The organism is Deinococcus depolymerans, assembly GCF_039522025.1.
GTDB lineage: Bacteria > Deinococcota > Deinococci > Deinococcales > Deinococcaceae > Deinococcus > Deinococcus depolymerans.
Window position 1 is genome coordinate 58,864 of sequence record NZ_BAAADB010000004.1, and the last position, 14,583, is coordinate 73,446.

At 66.7% G+C, this 14,583-nt stretch carries 15 protein-coding genes; 12 read left to right on the plus strand and 3 right to left on the minus strand.

The genetic code is table 11. The features are described from left to right. Positions 1-376: 376 nt before the first annotated feature. Positions 377-1,258, plus strand: coding sequence for a transposase (locus ABDZ66_RS03095; RefSeq protein ID WP_343755954.1), 882 nt, complete (start codon positions 377-379; stop codon positions 1,256-1,258). 63 nt (positions 1,259-1,321) lie between these two features. On the opposite strand, the gene ABDZ66_RS03100 is transcribed toward ABDZ66_RS03095, so the two are convergent. Beyond that, positions 1,322-2,116 (minus strand): SDR family oxidoreductase, encoded by a 795-nt coding sequence (locus ABDZ66_RS03100; protein WP_343755956.1) that lies wholly within the window; start codon positions 2,114-2,116, stop codon positions 1,322-1,324. A gap of 361 nt (positions 2,117-2,477) precedes the next feature. On the opposite strand from ABDZ66_RS03100, the gene ABDZ66_RS03105 reads away from it, so the two are divergent. The 7 genes from ABDZ66_RS03105 (at position 2,478) to ABDZ66_RS03135 (ending at position 9,670) form a co-directional block, all read left to right on the plus strand. Continuing rightward, complete coding sequence (locus ABDZ66_RS03105) at positions 2,478-3,335, plus strand: tyrosine-type recombinase/integrase (RefSeq protein ID WP_343755958.1); 858 nt, start codon at positions 2,478-2,480, stop codon at positions 3,333-3,335. A 143-nt stretch (positions 3,336-3,478) separates the two neighbouring features. After that, positions 3,479-4,072 carry a hypothetical protein gene (locus ABDZ66_RS03110; protein ID WP_343755960.1) on the plus strand — a complete coding sequence of 198 codons (594 nt, stop codon included), beginning with the start codon at positions 3,479-3,481 and terminating at the stop codon, positions 4,070-4,072. 221 nt (positions 4,073-4,293) lie between these two features. Beyond that, positions 4,294-6,060, plus strand: a complete 1,767-nt coding sequence (locus ABDZ66_RS03115; RefSeq protein ID WP_343755962.1) for an alkaline phosphatase — start codon at positions 4,294-4,296, stop codon at positions 6,058-6,060. Between the two features lie 236 nt (positions 6,061-6,296). Continuing rightward, the gene (locus ABDZ66_RS03120) at positions 6,297-6,743 is read left to right on the plus strand and encodes a hypothetical protein (protein WP_343755964.1); all 447 of its coding nucleotides are present in this window, start codon (positions 6,297-6,299) and stop codon (positions 6,741-6,743) included. Further along, positions 6,740-7,393, plus strand: coding sequence for an ABC transporter ATP-binding protein (locus ABDZ66_RS03125; protein WP_343755966.1), 654 nt, complete (start codon positions 6,740-6,742; stop codon positions 7,391-7,393). The genes ABDZ66_RS03120 and ABDZ66_RS03125 overlap by 4 nt, the downstream gene beginning before the upstream one ends. Further along, positions 7,390-8,589 (plus strand): ABC transporter permease, encoded by a 1,200-nt coding sequence (locus tag ABDZ66_RS03130; protein ID WP_343755968.1) that lies wholly within the window; start codon positions 7,390-7,392, stop codon positions 8,587-8,589. The genes ABDZ66_RS03125 and ABDZ66_RS03130 overlap by 4 nt, the downstream gene beginning before the upstream one ends. 370 nt (positions 8,590-8,959) lie before the next feature. Continuing rightward, entirely contained in the window at positions 8,960-9,670 is a 711-nt protein-coding gene (locus ABDZ66_RS03135; protein WP_343755970.1) for a CHAD domain-containing protein, read from the plus strand. Positions 9,671-10,004: 334 nt separating this feature from the next. On the opposite strand, the gene ABDZ66_RS03140 is transcribed toward ABDZ66_RS03135, so the two are convergent. Then, complete coding sequence (locus tag ABDZ66_RS03140; protein WP_343755972.1) at positions 10,005-11,057, minus strand: GGDEF domain-containing protein; 1,053 nt, start codon at positions 11,055-11,057, stop codon at positions 10,005-10,007. 389 nt (positions 11,058-11,446) lie between these two features. Between ABDZ66_RS03140 and ABDZ66_RS03145 the strand changes: the two genes are divergently transcribed. The 3 genes from ABDZ66_RS03145 (at position 11,447) to ABDZ66_RS03155 (ending at position 13,209) form a co-directional block, all read left to right on the plus strand. Then, positions 11,447-12,538 (plus strand): GGDEF domain-containing protein, encoded by a 1,092-nt coding sequence (locus ABDZ66_RS03145; protein WP_343755974.1) that lies wholly within the window; start codon positions 11,447-11,449, stop codon positions 12,536-12,538. Positions 12,539-12,566: 28 nt separating this feature from the next. Then, the gene (locus tag ABDZ66_RS03150) at positions 12,567-12,707 is read left to right on the plus strand and encodes a hypothetical protein (RefSeq protein ID WP_343755976.1); all 141 of its coding nucleotides are present in this window, start codon (positions 12,567-12,569) and stop codon (positions 12,705-12,707) included. Between the two features lie 112 nt (positions 12,708-12,819). Beyond that, positions 12,820-13,209, plus strand: a complete 390-nt coding sequence (locus tag ABDZ66_RS03155) for a transposase family protein (protein ID WP_343755978.1) — start codon at positions 12,820-12,822, stop codon at positions 13,207-13,209. A gap of 308 nt (positions 13,210-13,517) precedes the next feature. On the opposite strand, the gene ABDZ66_RS03160 is transcribed toward ABDZ66_RS03155, so the two are convergent. Further along, on the minus strand, positions 13,518-14,180 hold the full coding sequence (locus tag ABDZ66_RS03160; RefSeq protein WP_343755980.1) for a hypothetical protein: 663 nt from the start codon (positions 14,178-14,180) through the stop codon (positions 13,518-13,520). 123 nt (positions 14,181-14,303) lie between these two features. On the opposite strand from ABDZ66_RS03160, the gene ABDZ66_RS03165 reads away from it, so the two are divergent. Next, a complete protein-coding gene (locus ABDZ66_RS03165; protein WP_343755982.1) occupies positions 14,304-14,540 on the plus strand; it encodes a helix-turn-helix domain-containing protein in 237 nt (78 codons plus the stop codon). Positions 14,541-14,583 lie beyond the last annotated feature (43 nt).

Genomic DNA, 14,583 nt, shown 5'->3' on the forward strand with positions numbered 1-14,583 from the left:
GATGAAGCCAATCAAACGACAGTCAGATCGATCTGGACGGAGTAAGCTACGCTCACCAGGACGGCCAAGAACGGCACGGCGAGAAGACCAGCAGCGGTTCTGGGCGTTGATCGCTGCAGGGTGGTCCAGCTCAGTACCCGACACTTTCCCGGGGGCTTGAAAAAGTACGGCTGACACGCGAGAACAGAACGCGTCTCCCGATGTCCTCGCCAAGCTGACCCGCTGCTTCACCGCGCACTTCCCGGAGTTCCGCAAGAACCAGGTCGAGCTGCTTTCTCTCATGGTCCTCGCACTCCTTGGGGGGAAGGACGTTCGGCATGCCGAACTCGCCTCGCGCTTCCCTTGAAGCGCGCACAACGCCTCCGTCATCCGCCGTGTGGAACGCTTTTTTGACCGGCATCCCATTCAGCCGGCCGACGTCGCCCGGGTGGTCCTGACGCTCCTTCCCTCCGCGCAACCACGCGAATTCATCCTCGACCGGACAAATTGGAAGTATGGCCAGACGGACGTGAACGTCCTGCTCCTGGCTGTCATCTGGCGGGGCGTCGCAGTCCCCCTCCTCTACGAGCTGCTGCCCCATGGGGGCGGCAGCCATACCGAAATCCGGCACACCCTCATGGACGATGCCCTCTGCCTGCTCTGTGCAGCGGACATCCGGGTCCTGTATGCCGACCGCGAATTCGTCGGCTATGACTGGATTCAGGGACTGGCCTGCCGTGGGATTCCTATCTGCGTGCGCCTGAGAAGTGACACACTCATGGATGACTGGACCGCCAAAGACTGGCTGAGTCGCTTGCAGACCGGCACGGCCGGTCTGCTGGTCGAGGACACGGTGGTGTACGGGCAACCGATGAACGTGGTCCTGACGCACACGCGAGACGGCGAGTCGCTGATCATCGCCAGCAACGCCGGGGCGGTGACGACGATCCAGACGCGATATCGCCGGAGATTCTTGATTGAGTGCCTCTTCAGGGCCCTCAAGAGCAAGGGATTCCAACTGGAGGGAACACACATGACGCTCCACGATCACGTCGAGCGCCTGCTGTGCCTGTTGACGCTGACCTACACGTGGTGTGTGCTGGTCGGAGTCACGCTGGACTGCCCGAAGAAGGCGCATGGTCGTCGGGCGTGGAGCGTGGTGAAGATGGGCTTGCGGGAACTGGTCCGATCGTTCAGCCGGGAGTCAGCACGCCTGTGTGACTTGATCGACCTGTTGATGCCGTCCCAGACGAACTCCCCGGAAAGTGTCGGGTACTGAGACCACTCACTCAATGACGAGGTCGTCACGTGATGTTGAGCCGCTGCCATTACCCCCACGCCCTTAGGTTGAAACCGTGACGGTATTTCGCTGCCATTCATCCAACCATTCCACCATTGCCGCGTGAAAGTCCGCGCCCCGGTTATTGACGAATGTCCGATTTTCCTGCAGCCCTCGAACTAACGCCTCCCCGATCGCAGGAGCAGGCAGCAACCTCCGGCCCGGAGGTTGCTGGCCCCTGGCCTCATCAAGCGCTTCCCCGAACGCCGCAGTGCGACTTCTCGCAGACGTAGCCGCCAGATTTCCCTCAACACCAGACGGCACCAACAGTGTTACCTGTATCCCCTCTGAGGCCAGCGCCGCGCGAAGCACTCCCGTGTACCCGGTCAGCGCATGTTTCGTCGTGGCGTACAGAGCCGCATTCGGATCCGGATCCGGTAGGTTCAACCCTGAACCGGAACCAGTTAAGACAATCCCCGAACCGCGCTGCTGACGCAGCGCCGGTAGGAACGTCTGCACCGCCAGAACGCTGGTCATGACATTCAGGTTCCATGCCCACTGCCAGTGCGCTTCCGTCAGTTCGTCCAGGGGTCGGACATCAATGCCGCCGACCGTCACAACCAGAAGATGAAGCACTGGGATGCGGCTGGCCAGGGTCGCCAGGGAAGCCTGGCTTGTCGCGTCGACCTGAACGACCTGTGCCCGCTCACTCAGCAGGTCGCCGGTCTGCTGCGCCGTGACCGGGTCAAGATCCGCAACAATCACCGAGAGTCCGGCACGGTCGAGCGCCAGGGCCACACCACGCCCGACCCCACTACCCGCACCAATCACCAGCGCTGTCCGACCAGTCAACTCCATGACCTTCACCCTACTGGAACGGCAGCTTCACACAGCGGCATTGCGGCAGGTGTGGTGGTGGGGTATACCCGGTTCCTACACGCACGCCCTGCGATCAACACAGCGTTTTCCTGTCCAGTTGAAGTCCGTTTCGACTCGAACTGACACTTGTCAGGGCAGATCTACATCTCAACCTGACAGGCCAGCACCCTTACCGTGAATTTTCGTTCCAACTCTTACGTGACCCCGGATTAAGCCCCATAGTCCTTTCTGACATTCCTGCTGTAATTCTCCTTATCACAGGAACCTGGAGGACAGCCAGCGGATTGGACGACAGGAATTGATCCTAGAATGCGGCTCTGGATTTACTCTTATCACAGGTATGGAAGCGAGTGACCTTCAAATCGCCGCCGAGCAGTTCCTGACGGGACTGAACCGCAGTCCGGCCACCGTCCGGGCCTACCGGGCAGACCTGACCCACCTCCAGCGCTGGTTGCAGGACAGCGGCAGGGAGCTGGATGCAGCGGCTCTGGAAGCGTACTTCGCAGCGCACACGTGGGCTGCTTCTACCCACAACCGCAAGCAGACGACCATCGAGCGCTTCTGTCGCTGGAGTCAGCAACATGGCGGGCCAGATCTTGACCCCACCCGCCATCTCGAACGTCCCAAAATTCCGCCGCCCCACCCGCGCGGTCTGCGTCGGGACGACATCGAGCGCATCTTTGCCGTCATTCCTGCGCGGCAAACGCGGGACACTCTGCTGTTCCGGCTGGTCTTCGAGACCGGGCTGCGGATCAGCGAGGCGCTGAACATCCATCTGGACGATCTGGATCTTGCCAAGGGAGATGAACACCTGACCGTACTGGGCAAGGGAGCGCAGCGCCGGACGGTGCTGCTCTATGATCCCGGCCTGGTGAACGCGCTGCGGAAGTATCTGCGGTCTCTGGACTACACACATGGGCCGTTGTTTCAGGCCCAGAAGAACGGGCGCGGTGGGCCGCTGCGGTATCAGAGTGTGCAGGAACGCTGGCAGGGCTACGCCGCGAGCGCAGGCGTGCTTTGCAGCCTGCATCAGTTGCGCCACAGCCACGCGACGGAACTGGTGAATGGGGGCGTCAGTCTGGGGACCATCCGCAAGCGGCTGGGCCACCGCCACATCCAGACCACCTTGCGGTATGCCGAAATCAGCGACGCTTCAGCCGATGCGGAACTCCGAATCTGGCGGCGTAAACAGCGCTGATTCCTTAGCGCAGGTTTTAGTTCCGAGTCTCAGGTCACCCCGAGTAAAACGGGTTCCGGACGTGGAGCCGGCAATCCGGTGAAGTTCCGGATTGTTGGCGAAACAAACGGAATCCGTATCAGGCGTTCCGGAACGGAGTGGGCATGGTCTTGAGCGTGGCCGAATCCGACAAGACCAGCAGTCGGGCCAAACTCCACAACGCCTGCTACGCCGCCATCCGCGAGAACACTGGCCTGCCCAGCGATTACGCCCGCATGGTCGTCAACGCAGGCGTGGCCCTGGCCCGCTCCTACTGGGGACTGCGAACAGGCGAGCGCCGTCCCGCCTTTCCAAAGGTCGGGAAGTCTCAGGGAATCGGTCTGGGCGTCAACGCCTACGCCATCCTGAAACGCGGTGAGCGTTTCTTGCTGCGCGCTTCCACCGGGAAGCGGGGTCACTACAAATGGCTGCCCCTCTCGGTTCCTGTGCATCTGGCCTCCAAACTTGAATTCGTTCATGGCGACGCCAAACTGTTCCAGCGTGGAACGGACTGGTTCGTCATGGCTCCGCTTCGTCTCCCCCACACGCCAGCCGTCCGTGACGGTGAACCTACGGTTCTGGGCGTGGATCTGGGCGTGGTGAAGCTGATGACGGTGGAAACACCGGACGGATGCAGAATCTGGAATGGCCTGCCTGTCCGGCTGCTGCCCAGCGCCGTTCTCGCCTGGACCGAACCGGACGCCGACACCACCGACTGAACTCAACACGGTGACCGCCCACACTGTGTCAGCTCCGCGTGTCCACATCCGTGCTGCGCAGAACCGGGCGGATCCGTCCCGGGCGGCCACACAGCAGGCTTCCGTGACGTCCGTGGTGGGCTCTCTCCGGTTTCCAGATCGGCGCGCGTCGTGTTCCACTCCAGCAGCCCGCGCGGGCGTTATGACGCTCTGTTGACAAAGCCGTCGTGAACTTAAGAAGCATGAAGAGAATCCTGATGACGGCCCTGCTGCTGAGCGCCTCGGCGTCCGCGGCCAAACTGCAGGTGTATCCCTACGACGGCGCCCAGTTCGTTCCCGGGCAACACTTCGATCTGCGCGTCGAGGCGGAGGACGTCAGGGACTTCAAAGACGCCGTGATCACCCTCAACGGCCAGGCCGTCACCGGACTCGTCAAGACCACCACCAAGGACACCAGCGTCGAGTGGACCGTGCGCGCCCAGAGCCTCGGCGTCGGCACGCACACGCTCAGCGTGACCTTCACCGACGCGGGCGGTCCGGTCACGAAAATCGCGAAGTGGACCGTCGCCGCGACGCGCCCTGAGGGCTTCCAGTCACTCTTCTACAAGCCCAAGGCCAGGAACGTGATCCTGTTCATCGCCGACGGGCTGGGCTGGAACACCGTGAACGCCGCCAAACTGGTCGCGTACCCCTACAATCCCGCCAACGGCACCCCGACCGGGAAGCTCGCCATGGAAACGGGCCTGTCCAGCATGGCCACCGTCACCACCAGCAGTTTCGACAGCGCCCTGGCCGACAGCGCCAACACCGCCAGCAGCATCGCCACTGGCCAGAAGATTCAGGTGAACGCTCTGAACGTCTACCCGGACAACACGGCCGACACGCTGGACAACCCGCGCGTGGAAACCATCACCGCCATGCTCAAGCGCAGCATGGGCAAGAGCGTCGGCCTGGTCTCCAGCGCGTTCGGGACCGACGCGACGCCCGCCGCGTTCGCGTCCTACACCCGCCGCCGCGGCGACTACCAGGCAATTGCCGACCAGTACTTCAACGGTGACGTCAAACCCGACGTGCTGCTCATCGGCGGCAGCCGTGACTTCATTCCCAGCACCTCCCCCGGCAGCCGCCGCAAGGACACCACCGACTGGATCGACGGCAGCCAGAAACTCGGCTACCAGTTCGTCAGCACCCGCACCGAACTGAACGCCGCCACCGGCAGCAAACTCTTCGGGCTGTTCAACATCGACAACATCCCCAGCTACCTGGACCGCGCGCAGTACAAGGGCAAGGAAACCCTGGGCGACTTCACCGACATGCCCTTCCTGTGGGACAGCACCAAGAAGGCCGTCGAGACCCTCGACAAGAACCCGAACGGCTTCTTCCTGATGGTCGAGGCGGGCATGGTCGACAAGTACGAGCACCCGCTCGACTGGCAGCGCGCCGTGTGGGACGTACTCGAACTGGACAAAGCCGTCGCGTGGGCCAAGGAGTACGCCAAGACGCACCCGGACACCCTGATTCTCGTCACGGCCGACCACGCCCACTCCCTGAGCGTCTACGGTGGGTACGACGCCACCAAAGGCCCGGGCAAGCGCGAAGCGGTCGGCACGTACGAGAAGGCGGGCTTCCCCACCTACGGCGATCAGCGCGATGCCAACGGCTTTCCGGTCCCCGAGACCAGCCGCACGTACGCGGTGGGCTTCGCCGCCACGCCCGATTACTGCGAAACGTATCTGGGCCGCCCCCAGTTCCTGGATCCCACGGTCAGCAACGGCAAGACCGGCGCGGAGGCGGGCTTCGTACCGAATCCCAAAATCTGCGGTGAAGGGGCCGTGCAGCGCGTCGGGAACCTCGACCCCGCCAGCGCACAGGGCGTGCACACCGCCGACCCCCTGCCCCTGTTCGCGTTCGGGCCCGGCGCGGAGAACTTCAGCGGCGTGATCGACCAGACCGAGATCTTCTTCGGGATTGCCCGCGCCATGGGCCTCGACGCCCGCACGAACAAGTAATACGGACTGCCGTTTGTTTCGTGAACAGATCGGTGGTGTTCCGATCTGTTCACTTCACGCCCGGAGGGGCGTTTCTCTCCTGCTCGCTGGGCGGCGCAGCCCTGCGAGTCCGCTGAGAATTTCGCAACCCTTTCAACCGGAGTCCGTATAACGCCCTGGGGTCTGCGCGCGGCCCCCTCCTGACCCTGCCTCCCGATCTGCGGCGGCAGGAACTTCGCTTCCCTCCCGGAGGACATATGAACCGCCGAACCATCCTCAAACTGCTGGGCGCCGTGCCCGTCTCCTGGTGGCTGGGCCGCGCCAGCGCGCAGACGGCCGCCACCGTCAAATTCAGTGAGCTGTACGGCCGCGTCACCGTGCGCGGCGTGGAGTACAGCAGCAAACTCAAGGCGCTCAGCGGTCAGAAGGTCACCATGAGCGGCTACATGGCCCCGCCCCTGAAGCCCAAACTGGACTTCTTCGTGCTGACCCGCGAACCCATGGCCACCTGCCCGTTCTGCACCACCGCCGCCGACTGGCCCGCGGACATCGTGCTCGTGATCATGCCGGACGGCAAGGAACTCGAACCGTCCGTGCGGGGCCTCACCGTCACCGGGCGCCTCGACATCGGTGTCAAGAAAGACGACGAGACGGGCTTCGTCAGTCTCGTGCGCCTCTACGCAGACCGGGTGCAGTCCGCTTGACCCCCGCGCCCCTGACCGGTGAGGGCCTGCGGGTCCAGCACGCCCGGGAGGTCACGCTGGCCTACCCGGCCTTCGCCTGGCCCGCGGGCGCGCAGCTCGCCGTGACCGGCCCCAGCGGCACCGGGAAGACGTCCCTGCTCAACGTGCTCGCGGGTCTGCTCCACCCCCAGTCGGGCCGCGTCACGTACGGCGACCTGATCCTGACGGACCTCGGAGAAGCGCAGCGAGACGCGTTCCGCCGCCGGAACGTCGGGTACGTCTTTCAGGATTTTCACCTCATGCCGGGACTGACCGTGCTGGAGAACGTGGAGCTGGCCCTGCGCGTCGCGGGAACGGCCAGGGCGGCCGAGCGGGCGCGTGACGCCCTGACCCGCCTCGACCTGGGCGCGCGCCTGCGGCACCGTCCGGCGCAGCTGTCCACCGGGGAGCGGCAGCGGGTGGCCATTGCGCGCGCGGTCGCGCACCGGCCCGGGCTGCTGCTGGTCGACGAGCCGACCGCGCACCTCGACCGCGACCGGGCAGCGGCCGCCCTGACCCTGCTGCGGGAGGCGGCCGGCGACCTGGACGCCACCCTGATTGTCGTCACGCACGACGAGGCGGTGGCCGCCAGCCTGCCGCTGCGGTATCACGTCACGCCGGGACCCGCGTGAGACTGGCCCTCTGGACGGCGCTGCGCACCCTCCGGCACCGCCTGGGCGCCCTGCTCATCACCGTCCTGGCGGTGGCCCTGGCCACGGCCACGGCGCTCGTCGTGCCCATGGTCACCCGGCAGGTCGAGCGGGGCGCGCAGGACGCCGCGCAGGTCTTCGACCTTCTCGTCACCGCGCCCGGCAGCGGCACGCAGGCCGTGATGTCGACCCTCTTCTACCTGGACGTCCCGATCGGCAACATGCCCCACCGGGTGTATCAGGACCTGCGGCAGCTGCCCGGCACGCGGCGGGCCGTTCCCCTCGCCCTGGGGGACAACTTCGCGGGCTTTCCCATCGTGGGCACCACCGCCGCGTTCTTCGACCAGCGGCTCAAGCCGACGCTGCCGCCGTACTTCCGGCTGGCGCAGGGACGCGTCTTCACGAGAGAGCATGACGCCGTGATCGGCGCGCGCGTCGCCCGTGACGCTGCCCTCCAGGTCGGCCGGACGTTCACCGGCGCGCACGGTGTGGAGACCGGGCCGCACGAGGACGACGCCGGGCACCGGCAGCCGTACACGGTCACGGGCGTGCTGGCCCCCACCGGTGGCCCCATTGACCGGGCCGTGCTGACCTCCATCGACACGGTCTGGGAGGTGCACGGGGCGCAGGCCGCGCAGGCGCAGGCCGTGACCGCCGTGCTGTACTCCGCCGAGAACCTCGCGGGAATCTACACGGCCGCGCAGCGCGTGAACGCGAGCAAGGATGCCATGGCCGTCTTCCCCGGGCAGGTGTTCGCGCAGGCCCGGGAGGCGCTGATGCAGGGCCAGGCAGCGTACGCGGGGCTGTCCGTGCTGGTGCTGGGCATCGCGGCATTGACCGTGGCCCTGAGCGTATACACGTCCAGCCTGGAACGCCAGCGCACCGTGGCCCTGCTGCGCGCCCTGGGTGCCGGGCGCGGCGCAGTCTCCACGCTGGTGCTGCTGGAAACGGGCCTGACCGTCACCGCCGGCGTGCTGCTGGGTCTGGCCCTGGCCCTGCTGGCCAGCAGGGTCGGGGGGAGCGTGCTGGGCGCGCAGCTCGGGTTTACCCTGGCGCCGCCAGTGCTCACCTGGGCGCTGGCGTCCCGCGCCCTGCTCCTGATTCCGCTGGGCCTGCTCACGGCCGTCCCACACGCCATTCAGTCCAGTCGCACCAGTCCGCTCAAGCATCTGTCATGACCACATGCCCATGGGTAATCCGTTGCCTCTGGACGGGATTGACGTTCAGCGCGCGTGTTGCGGGAACCGTCGATATCGGCCTTATACGGACTCCGGTTGGTAACTGCTTGAACTGAGTAGAGTTTGGTGGAGGGTAAGTTCAGTCTAATACGGGCTGCCGTCTGTTTCGTTCATACCCCGCCAACGCGCCGGGTGGCCAACGCCACGCCCGACCGTCCATTCTGCGCCCACTCTGCGGAGCAGCCCGCGGGGTCGCTTCGCTCGGATGGAGCGGTTCTCGCAGCCCATTCACTCGGAGTCCGTACCATGCTCCGTTAATCAGCGACGCTGCATGACCCGCTGGTATCCGTGACGCGGTACGATTCGACTCATGGGCTCACTGTCAGCTCACCGCCAGTACCGTCATCTGCGGGCAGAGGCCCTGAAGGGTGACGAGGAAGCCGTTCACCGCCTGCGAAAACTGGCGCGCGAGGCGGAGGTACACGCGCGGGTCGGGGGCCTCCCGAAACGCGGGCGGCGCGTGTGGAAGCAGGTGCGCCGCGCCGCGTCGGCCCTGCGGGATCACGATGTCACCGGGCCGCTGGTCCGGGAGGCGCTGCAGGCACTGACGGTGCCGGCCGCGGAGGTGACGGCCGTGCTGACCGCCTGGAACGCGCAGCGGGCGGCGTTGCTGGGCAGCCTGACACTCCCGCGGCGGGTGCCGAGACTCCCGGACTCACCGGGCCGCCGCCGCTGGGAGCGGTTCCTGGCTGCCGAGACAGGGCGGGTGCTGGCGACCGTGCCGCCCCGCGACGGGCGGGTCCACGCAGAGCAGTGGCATGACTGGCGTAAGGCCCTGAAACGCTACCGGGCAGTGCTGGAGCTGCGCACCCGGTCCCCGGAGGCACTGGTGGCGCTGTTGCGGTCCCTGGGGGACGCGCAGGACGCGCAGACCCTGCTTGAACTGACGGGCCGTGACCCGCTGCTGACGCCTTACCGCCCCGGGCTGAGCCGGGCGGCGCAGGCCCGGCGACGGGCGGCCCGGCAGGCAGCGTGGCTGCACTGGGAGCGTCTGGGAGGTGACCTGCAGCGCCCCGTTTAATCCGCGACGCGCCCGGACTCAGCGCGGAGCGAGGGCCCGGGCGACGGGATGAGGCGGATACGGCTGCCGATTGAATGGACTGCGAGAACTTCCATCCGGGCGGATTCGGAGGGCTGCGGAGGGAGCGGAACGGACGGTCGGGCGTGGCGTTGGCCACCCGGCGCGTTGGCGGGTGGAGGGCGAAACAGACGGCCGTCCGTGCAAGACCCTCAGTGGCTGCGACCAGCAGCGGGAACCCGCCGCCCTGCGGACCGGAGTTCGGCGGCGTCGACTCGCACGTCCTTCAGGCGGTGCTGGCCCGGCTGGACAGGGCGCACGGCGCTCTTCAGCCGGGTCAACGGCGCCCCGCGGTCCCGGCCAGCAGAACGCGGTTCTTCCCGGCGGCCTTGGCGGCGTACAGCGCCTCGTCAGCGCGGCGCAGGGCGTCCTGCCACGCCTCGCCCGGGGCGACATGCGCGGCACCGACACTGAGGGTCACCGGGACGGACGTGACCGGACCGGTCAGCGCCTGCAGGCGCTCGTGCGCGTGGCGGATCAACTCCCGGAGTTCCGCCACGCCGTCCGGCCCGACCTGCTCCGTGATGATCAGGAACTCCTCACCGCCCCAGCGTACGGCCGTGTCCGCCCGCTGCAGGCCCCCCGCGAGGACCTGCAGCACCCGGTCCCCCTCCGGGTGCCCGTACCGGTCGTTGAGGCCCTTGAAGTCGTCCACGTCCGCCACCGCCAGCAGGTACGCGCGGCGCGTGGCGTTCAGGGCGTTCAGGGCGCGTTCCCCGCCCCGGCGGTTCAGGAGGCCGGTCAGGGCGTCCGTGACCGCCAGGGTCCGCAGCGCGTCCCGGTCATGGCTGATCTGCACGTACCCGATCCGGAAGTGGAACAGTGCGGCCAGCAGCGTCAGCAGCGTCCCGAGCGCGAATTGCGTGCCGAGCGCCGTCAGCCACGGACCGCCGCGGCTCACCTCATGCTGGAGGATCAGGGTGGCGTGCACGACGTAGACCGTCAGCACGAACGCCGTCGCCGCGCGGGAGCCCAGCGTCAGGAACGCCAGCACCGCGCACAGCAACAGCCCGATGACCATCTGCGCCTCCGCGCCGGCCGCCGGCCCGCCCAGCGCCAGCAGATCGAAGGGCAGCCGGCCCATGGCGGCGACCGTGACCACCAGCAGCGCGAGCCGTTCCAGCCGCCCCACCTGCCCCAGCCGCAGGGTCACGACCAGCAGCGCCGTCACGCAGAACAACGCGATCAACGGCTGGGTGAACAGGAAGTACAGGCGCTCCGGACCGTCCCCGAGCGCCGCCTGCACCGTCAGGATCCCGCTCGCGAACAGCCCGGCGACGCAGGCCCACACGTAGTAGGTGCGCCGCGTCTCGTCTGCCGCTTCCTCCATGACCGCATCATGCCGCACGGATCCATACAGCGCTGTCACGGTTCCCACCCGCGGGTCCGCGGTGAGGGAACCTTCCGGCGGACCCTGCCGCCCTGCGTGAACAGGGAATCAACCCTGCATCGCAGGACGACCGCCTGTGCGGGCACCGAGAGCCACCCTCTGCGGGTGCGCGCCCCCGGCGTCCCGTCCGGCAAGAAGCAGCGGCGCGGCCTGATCCCCGCCGGCCGCCGGAAGCCCGACCTGCTGCGCGGGGAGAGACCCGGCCGCTGAAACGGCCCGGAGCCTGCGCGGGCACCAGACCCGCCCGGCCATTGCATTCATCCGCCAGACAGGCAACCATGGACAGCACACACAGGAGGTGAATCCCCGTCCGGCCCGCCGATCCGTCCTTGCCGTCCACCCTGAGCCCCGCCCGCCCCAGCGAACGCCGCCAGCGGCAGGCGCTGCAACTGCTGGCCGCGCTCAGCACGGCCGTGAACGGCGTGATCCTGCTGTACCTGTGGACGCAGGCCGACCCCCAGCGGCAGGCGGGCCGCGCCCTGCCGGCGCTGCTGATCTCCCTGAGCCTCCTGACCCTGACCCTCTGGTCCCGCGTGACCCTGCGCGCCCTGCACCGCCTGAGCGTCGGCGTGCTGCTCGCCTGGTTCGCCGCGAACGTGCACAGCGTCGTCCTGAGCGCGCGGCCCGTCACGTCCGGCCTGCTGATCCACCTGATCCTGCTGGCCCTGTTCTCGTTCACGTGGCTGCCCGTGCGGCCCGCTGCGCTGCTCGTCAGCGCCGGGTACGCCCTGCTGATCCTGGCGGCCCTCGCCAGCGCCGCGCCGGACGTGCCGGGCGTCATCCTGACCGCCCTGACCCTGCCGGTCATCTGGCACCTCACCCAGCACGGCCTGACCGTTAACCGGGAACGCATCCGCAGCGAGGCCCTCCGGACCCTGGCCACCACCGACCCCCTCACCGGGCTGCTCAACCGCCGCGCTGGGCAGGCCGCCCTCGACACGGCCGTCACTGTCCACGCCCACCACCCGGGCCAGCTGTGGGCGGCGCTGATCGACATCGACCACTTCAAACGCGTGAATGACGACCTCGGCCATCAGACCGGCGACACGCTCCTTATCGCCGTCGCCGGACTCCTGCGATCTGACCTGCCCCCCGGCGGCGCGGCCATCCGCTGGGGCGGCGAGGAATTCCTGCTGCTGCTGCCCGACCAGACAGGCGAGCAGGCGCACGCACGCGTGCAGGCCATGCTCGGTCACGTGCGGAACCTGCGCCTGCCCGGCGTTCCACCCACCACGATCAGCGCCGGACTCGCCACCCTGCGCGAAGCGCCGTCCACCCGCGCGCTGGTCGACCTGGCCGACCGCCGCCTGTACGAAGCGAAAGCCGCCGGCCGCAACCGCCTGACCGGCCCGCCAGTCGCCACTTACAAGGACGGACTCCCCGACACACCCGAAACAACCCCAGAGGACGCCCGGCCATGAGAGGACAGGTCCCAGCCACGCTGCGTGAGTGAGCCACGACCATCTGGAACGCCGCCGACCGCCCAACCGCACCCGCTTCAAACGGCACACCGGAATCTGCCCCGAAACCTTCGCCGGGATGGAACCCGTTCTAGGCCAGCAAGAACGCTTCAAGAAACAGTCCGGTTGACCCACGGCCCTCAACGCGGGTGGACGGCTCCTCCTTACCCCACCAATTCTGGCGTGAATACCGCACGTCCGCCCACGAATGCAACATCCGCCAAACCACCGTGCGTTGCGCGGTGGAACGCGTCGAAACCGCCCTGACCGGGAGCGGAGAGTTCCGACTTCCTGGCTGCAAGAGCCTGAAACGGGACGAGAACGTCTTCCAGATCATCGCCGTGGATGCCGCCGAAACCCCCTGTGAGCGGCCGACCAGCCAACAACGCCGCTGGTACAGCGGCAAGAAGAAACGACACACCCTGAACACGCCGGTCGTGATCGACGTGTCCACCCGCATGATTCTGTGCGTTGCCACCGCCTTCGGGTCCATGCATGACCTCACCCTGTTCCGGCAGTCGGGCGTCCAGATCCATCCAGAGACGGCGCTGATCGGCAACGCCGGATACAGGGGCATCTGGCAGCATCATATTCAGTCACGCCGCCCAGGGCCACCAAGAAGGCGCTGTTGACGCTGTTCAGGCGTCAGCAGCACCTGGAACTGGCGTCGACCCGCCGGCCGGCCGAGCATGTCATGCGGCGTCTGAACGTGCTGAAGGACGTCTACCGCCACCGTCGCCAGCGTGGCGTGACTTTCGCAGCGGGGCTACTGATACGGATTCCGTTTGTTTCGTTAACAGATCGGAACACCACCGATCTGTTAAGTCCACGTCCGGAACCCGCCCAGCTCCTACTCGCTTCGCTTGGATTGAATGGCTTACAAAGCCATTCAATCGGAGTCCGTATGAGCTGTCTGCAGACAGCTCAGTCCGAGTCCATATCAGGGGTTCGTGACCGTGTACGCGTACCAGGGGCCATCGTACGTATTCGTGACCCTGGACTGCCCGATCCGGTCGTCGGTGATCGTGCCGTCCGGGCGGGTGGTGAGGGTATGCACGGTCGTGTTCCAGCCGGGCTGCAGGGTCACGTCGTACGTGACGTCCGGACGCCCAGGGCACTTGACGGCCCCTTTCATGCTGCCGGTTTTCTGGGCGTACCAGAAGCCGCTTCGTTCGACGGTGGTGGTTCCGTCGGCGTTCTTCCTGACCGCCTGCGGGTACAGGACGCTGGACGTACCGCCGGCCGTATTGAACATCGCACGGTCCGTGAACCTCAGTGTCGTGTCCTGAACCGCGAGGCCGCTGATGTCACACCCGCCGTTCTTCCAGGCGGTCGCGTACTCACTCAGCTGACGCATGGTGACCGAGGTGGCCTGCGCGGCGGTCATGGTGATGTCCACCGTTCCACCTGCTTTCAGGGTGCCGACGACGAGCTTCGTGTTCTGCGTGGTGTACGACAGCTCGGCGTCCTGTACGGGCTTGTAGTTCTGGGTCGTGCCGGTGGCAGTGAAGGACAGATCGAGGGGATCGGTGGTGACGGACGTGGTGTTGCAGGAAGCGATCAGGGCCGGGATGAGCAGGGCGGGCAGCATTCGGGTACGCATACGGGAACCTCAACAGAAGGAGAGAAGGGAAACGTGTTCACAGGTCTGGATGGAGCCTGATTGTTATAGCAAGTCTTTCTATAGCAAGTCGCACTATTTCTCACATCGCGCGAGGCTAACTGGATGGACGAGCAGTCGGACACACTGGTCGGGATTGGCCTGCGAATACGCGCCGTCCGCGAGCAGCGCGGCTGGAACCAGGACGAGTTCGCCCACCGGGCGGGCGTGCACCGCTCGTACGTCACGCAACTCGAGAACGGACGCAAGGACTTCCGCATCAGCACGCTCTACCGCCTGGCGGAAGCGCTGGCCATCCCCGTCACGGACCTCCTGACAGGCACTCCGGACGCCGCCCGCTGAACGGAACGCACCGGCCCTGCCCGGGCAGGTCGGCGGGTCAGTT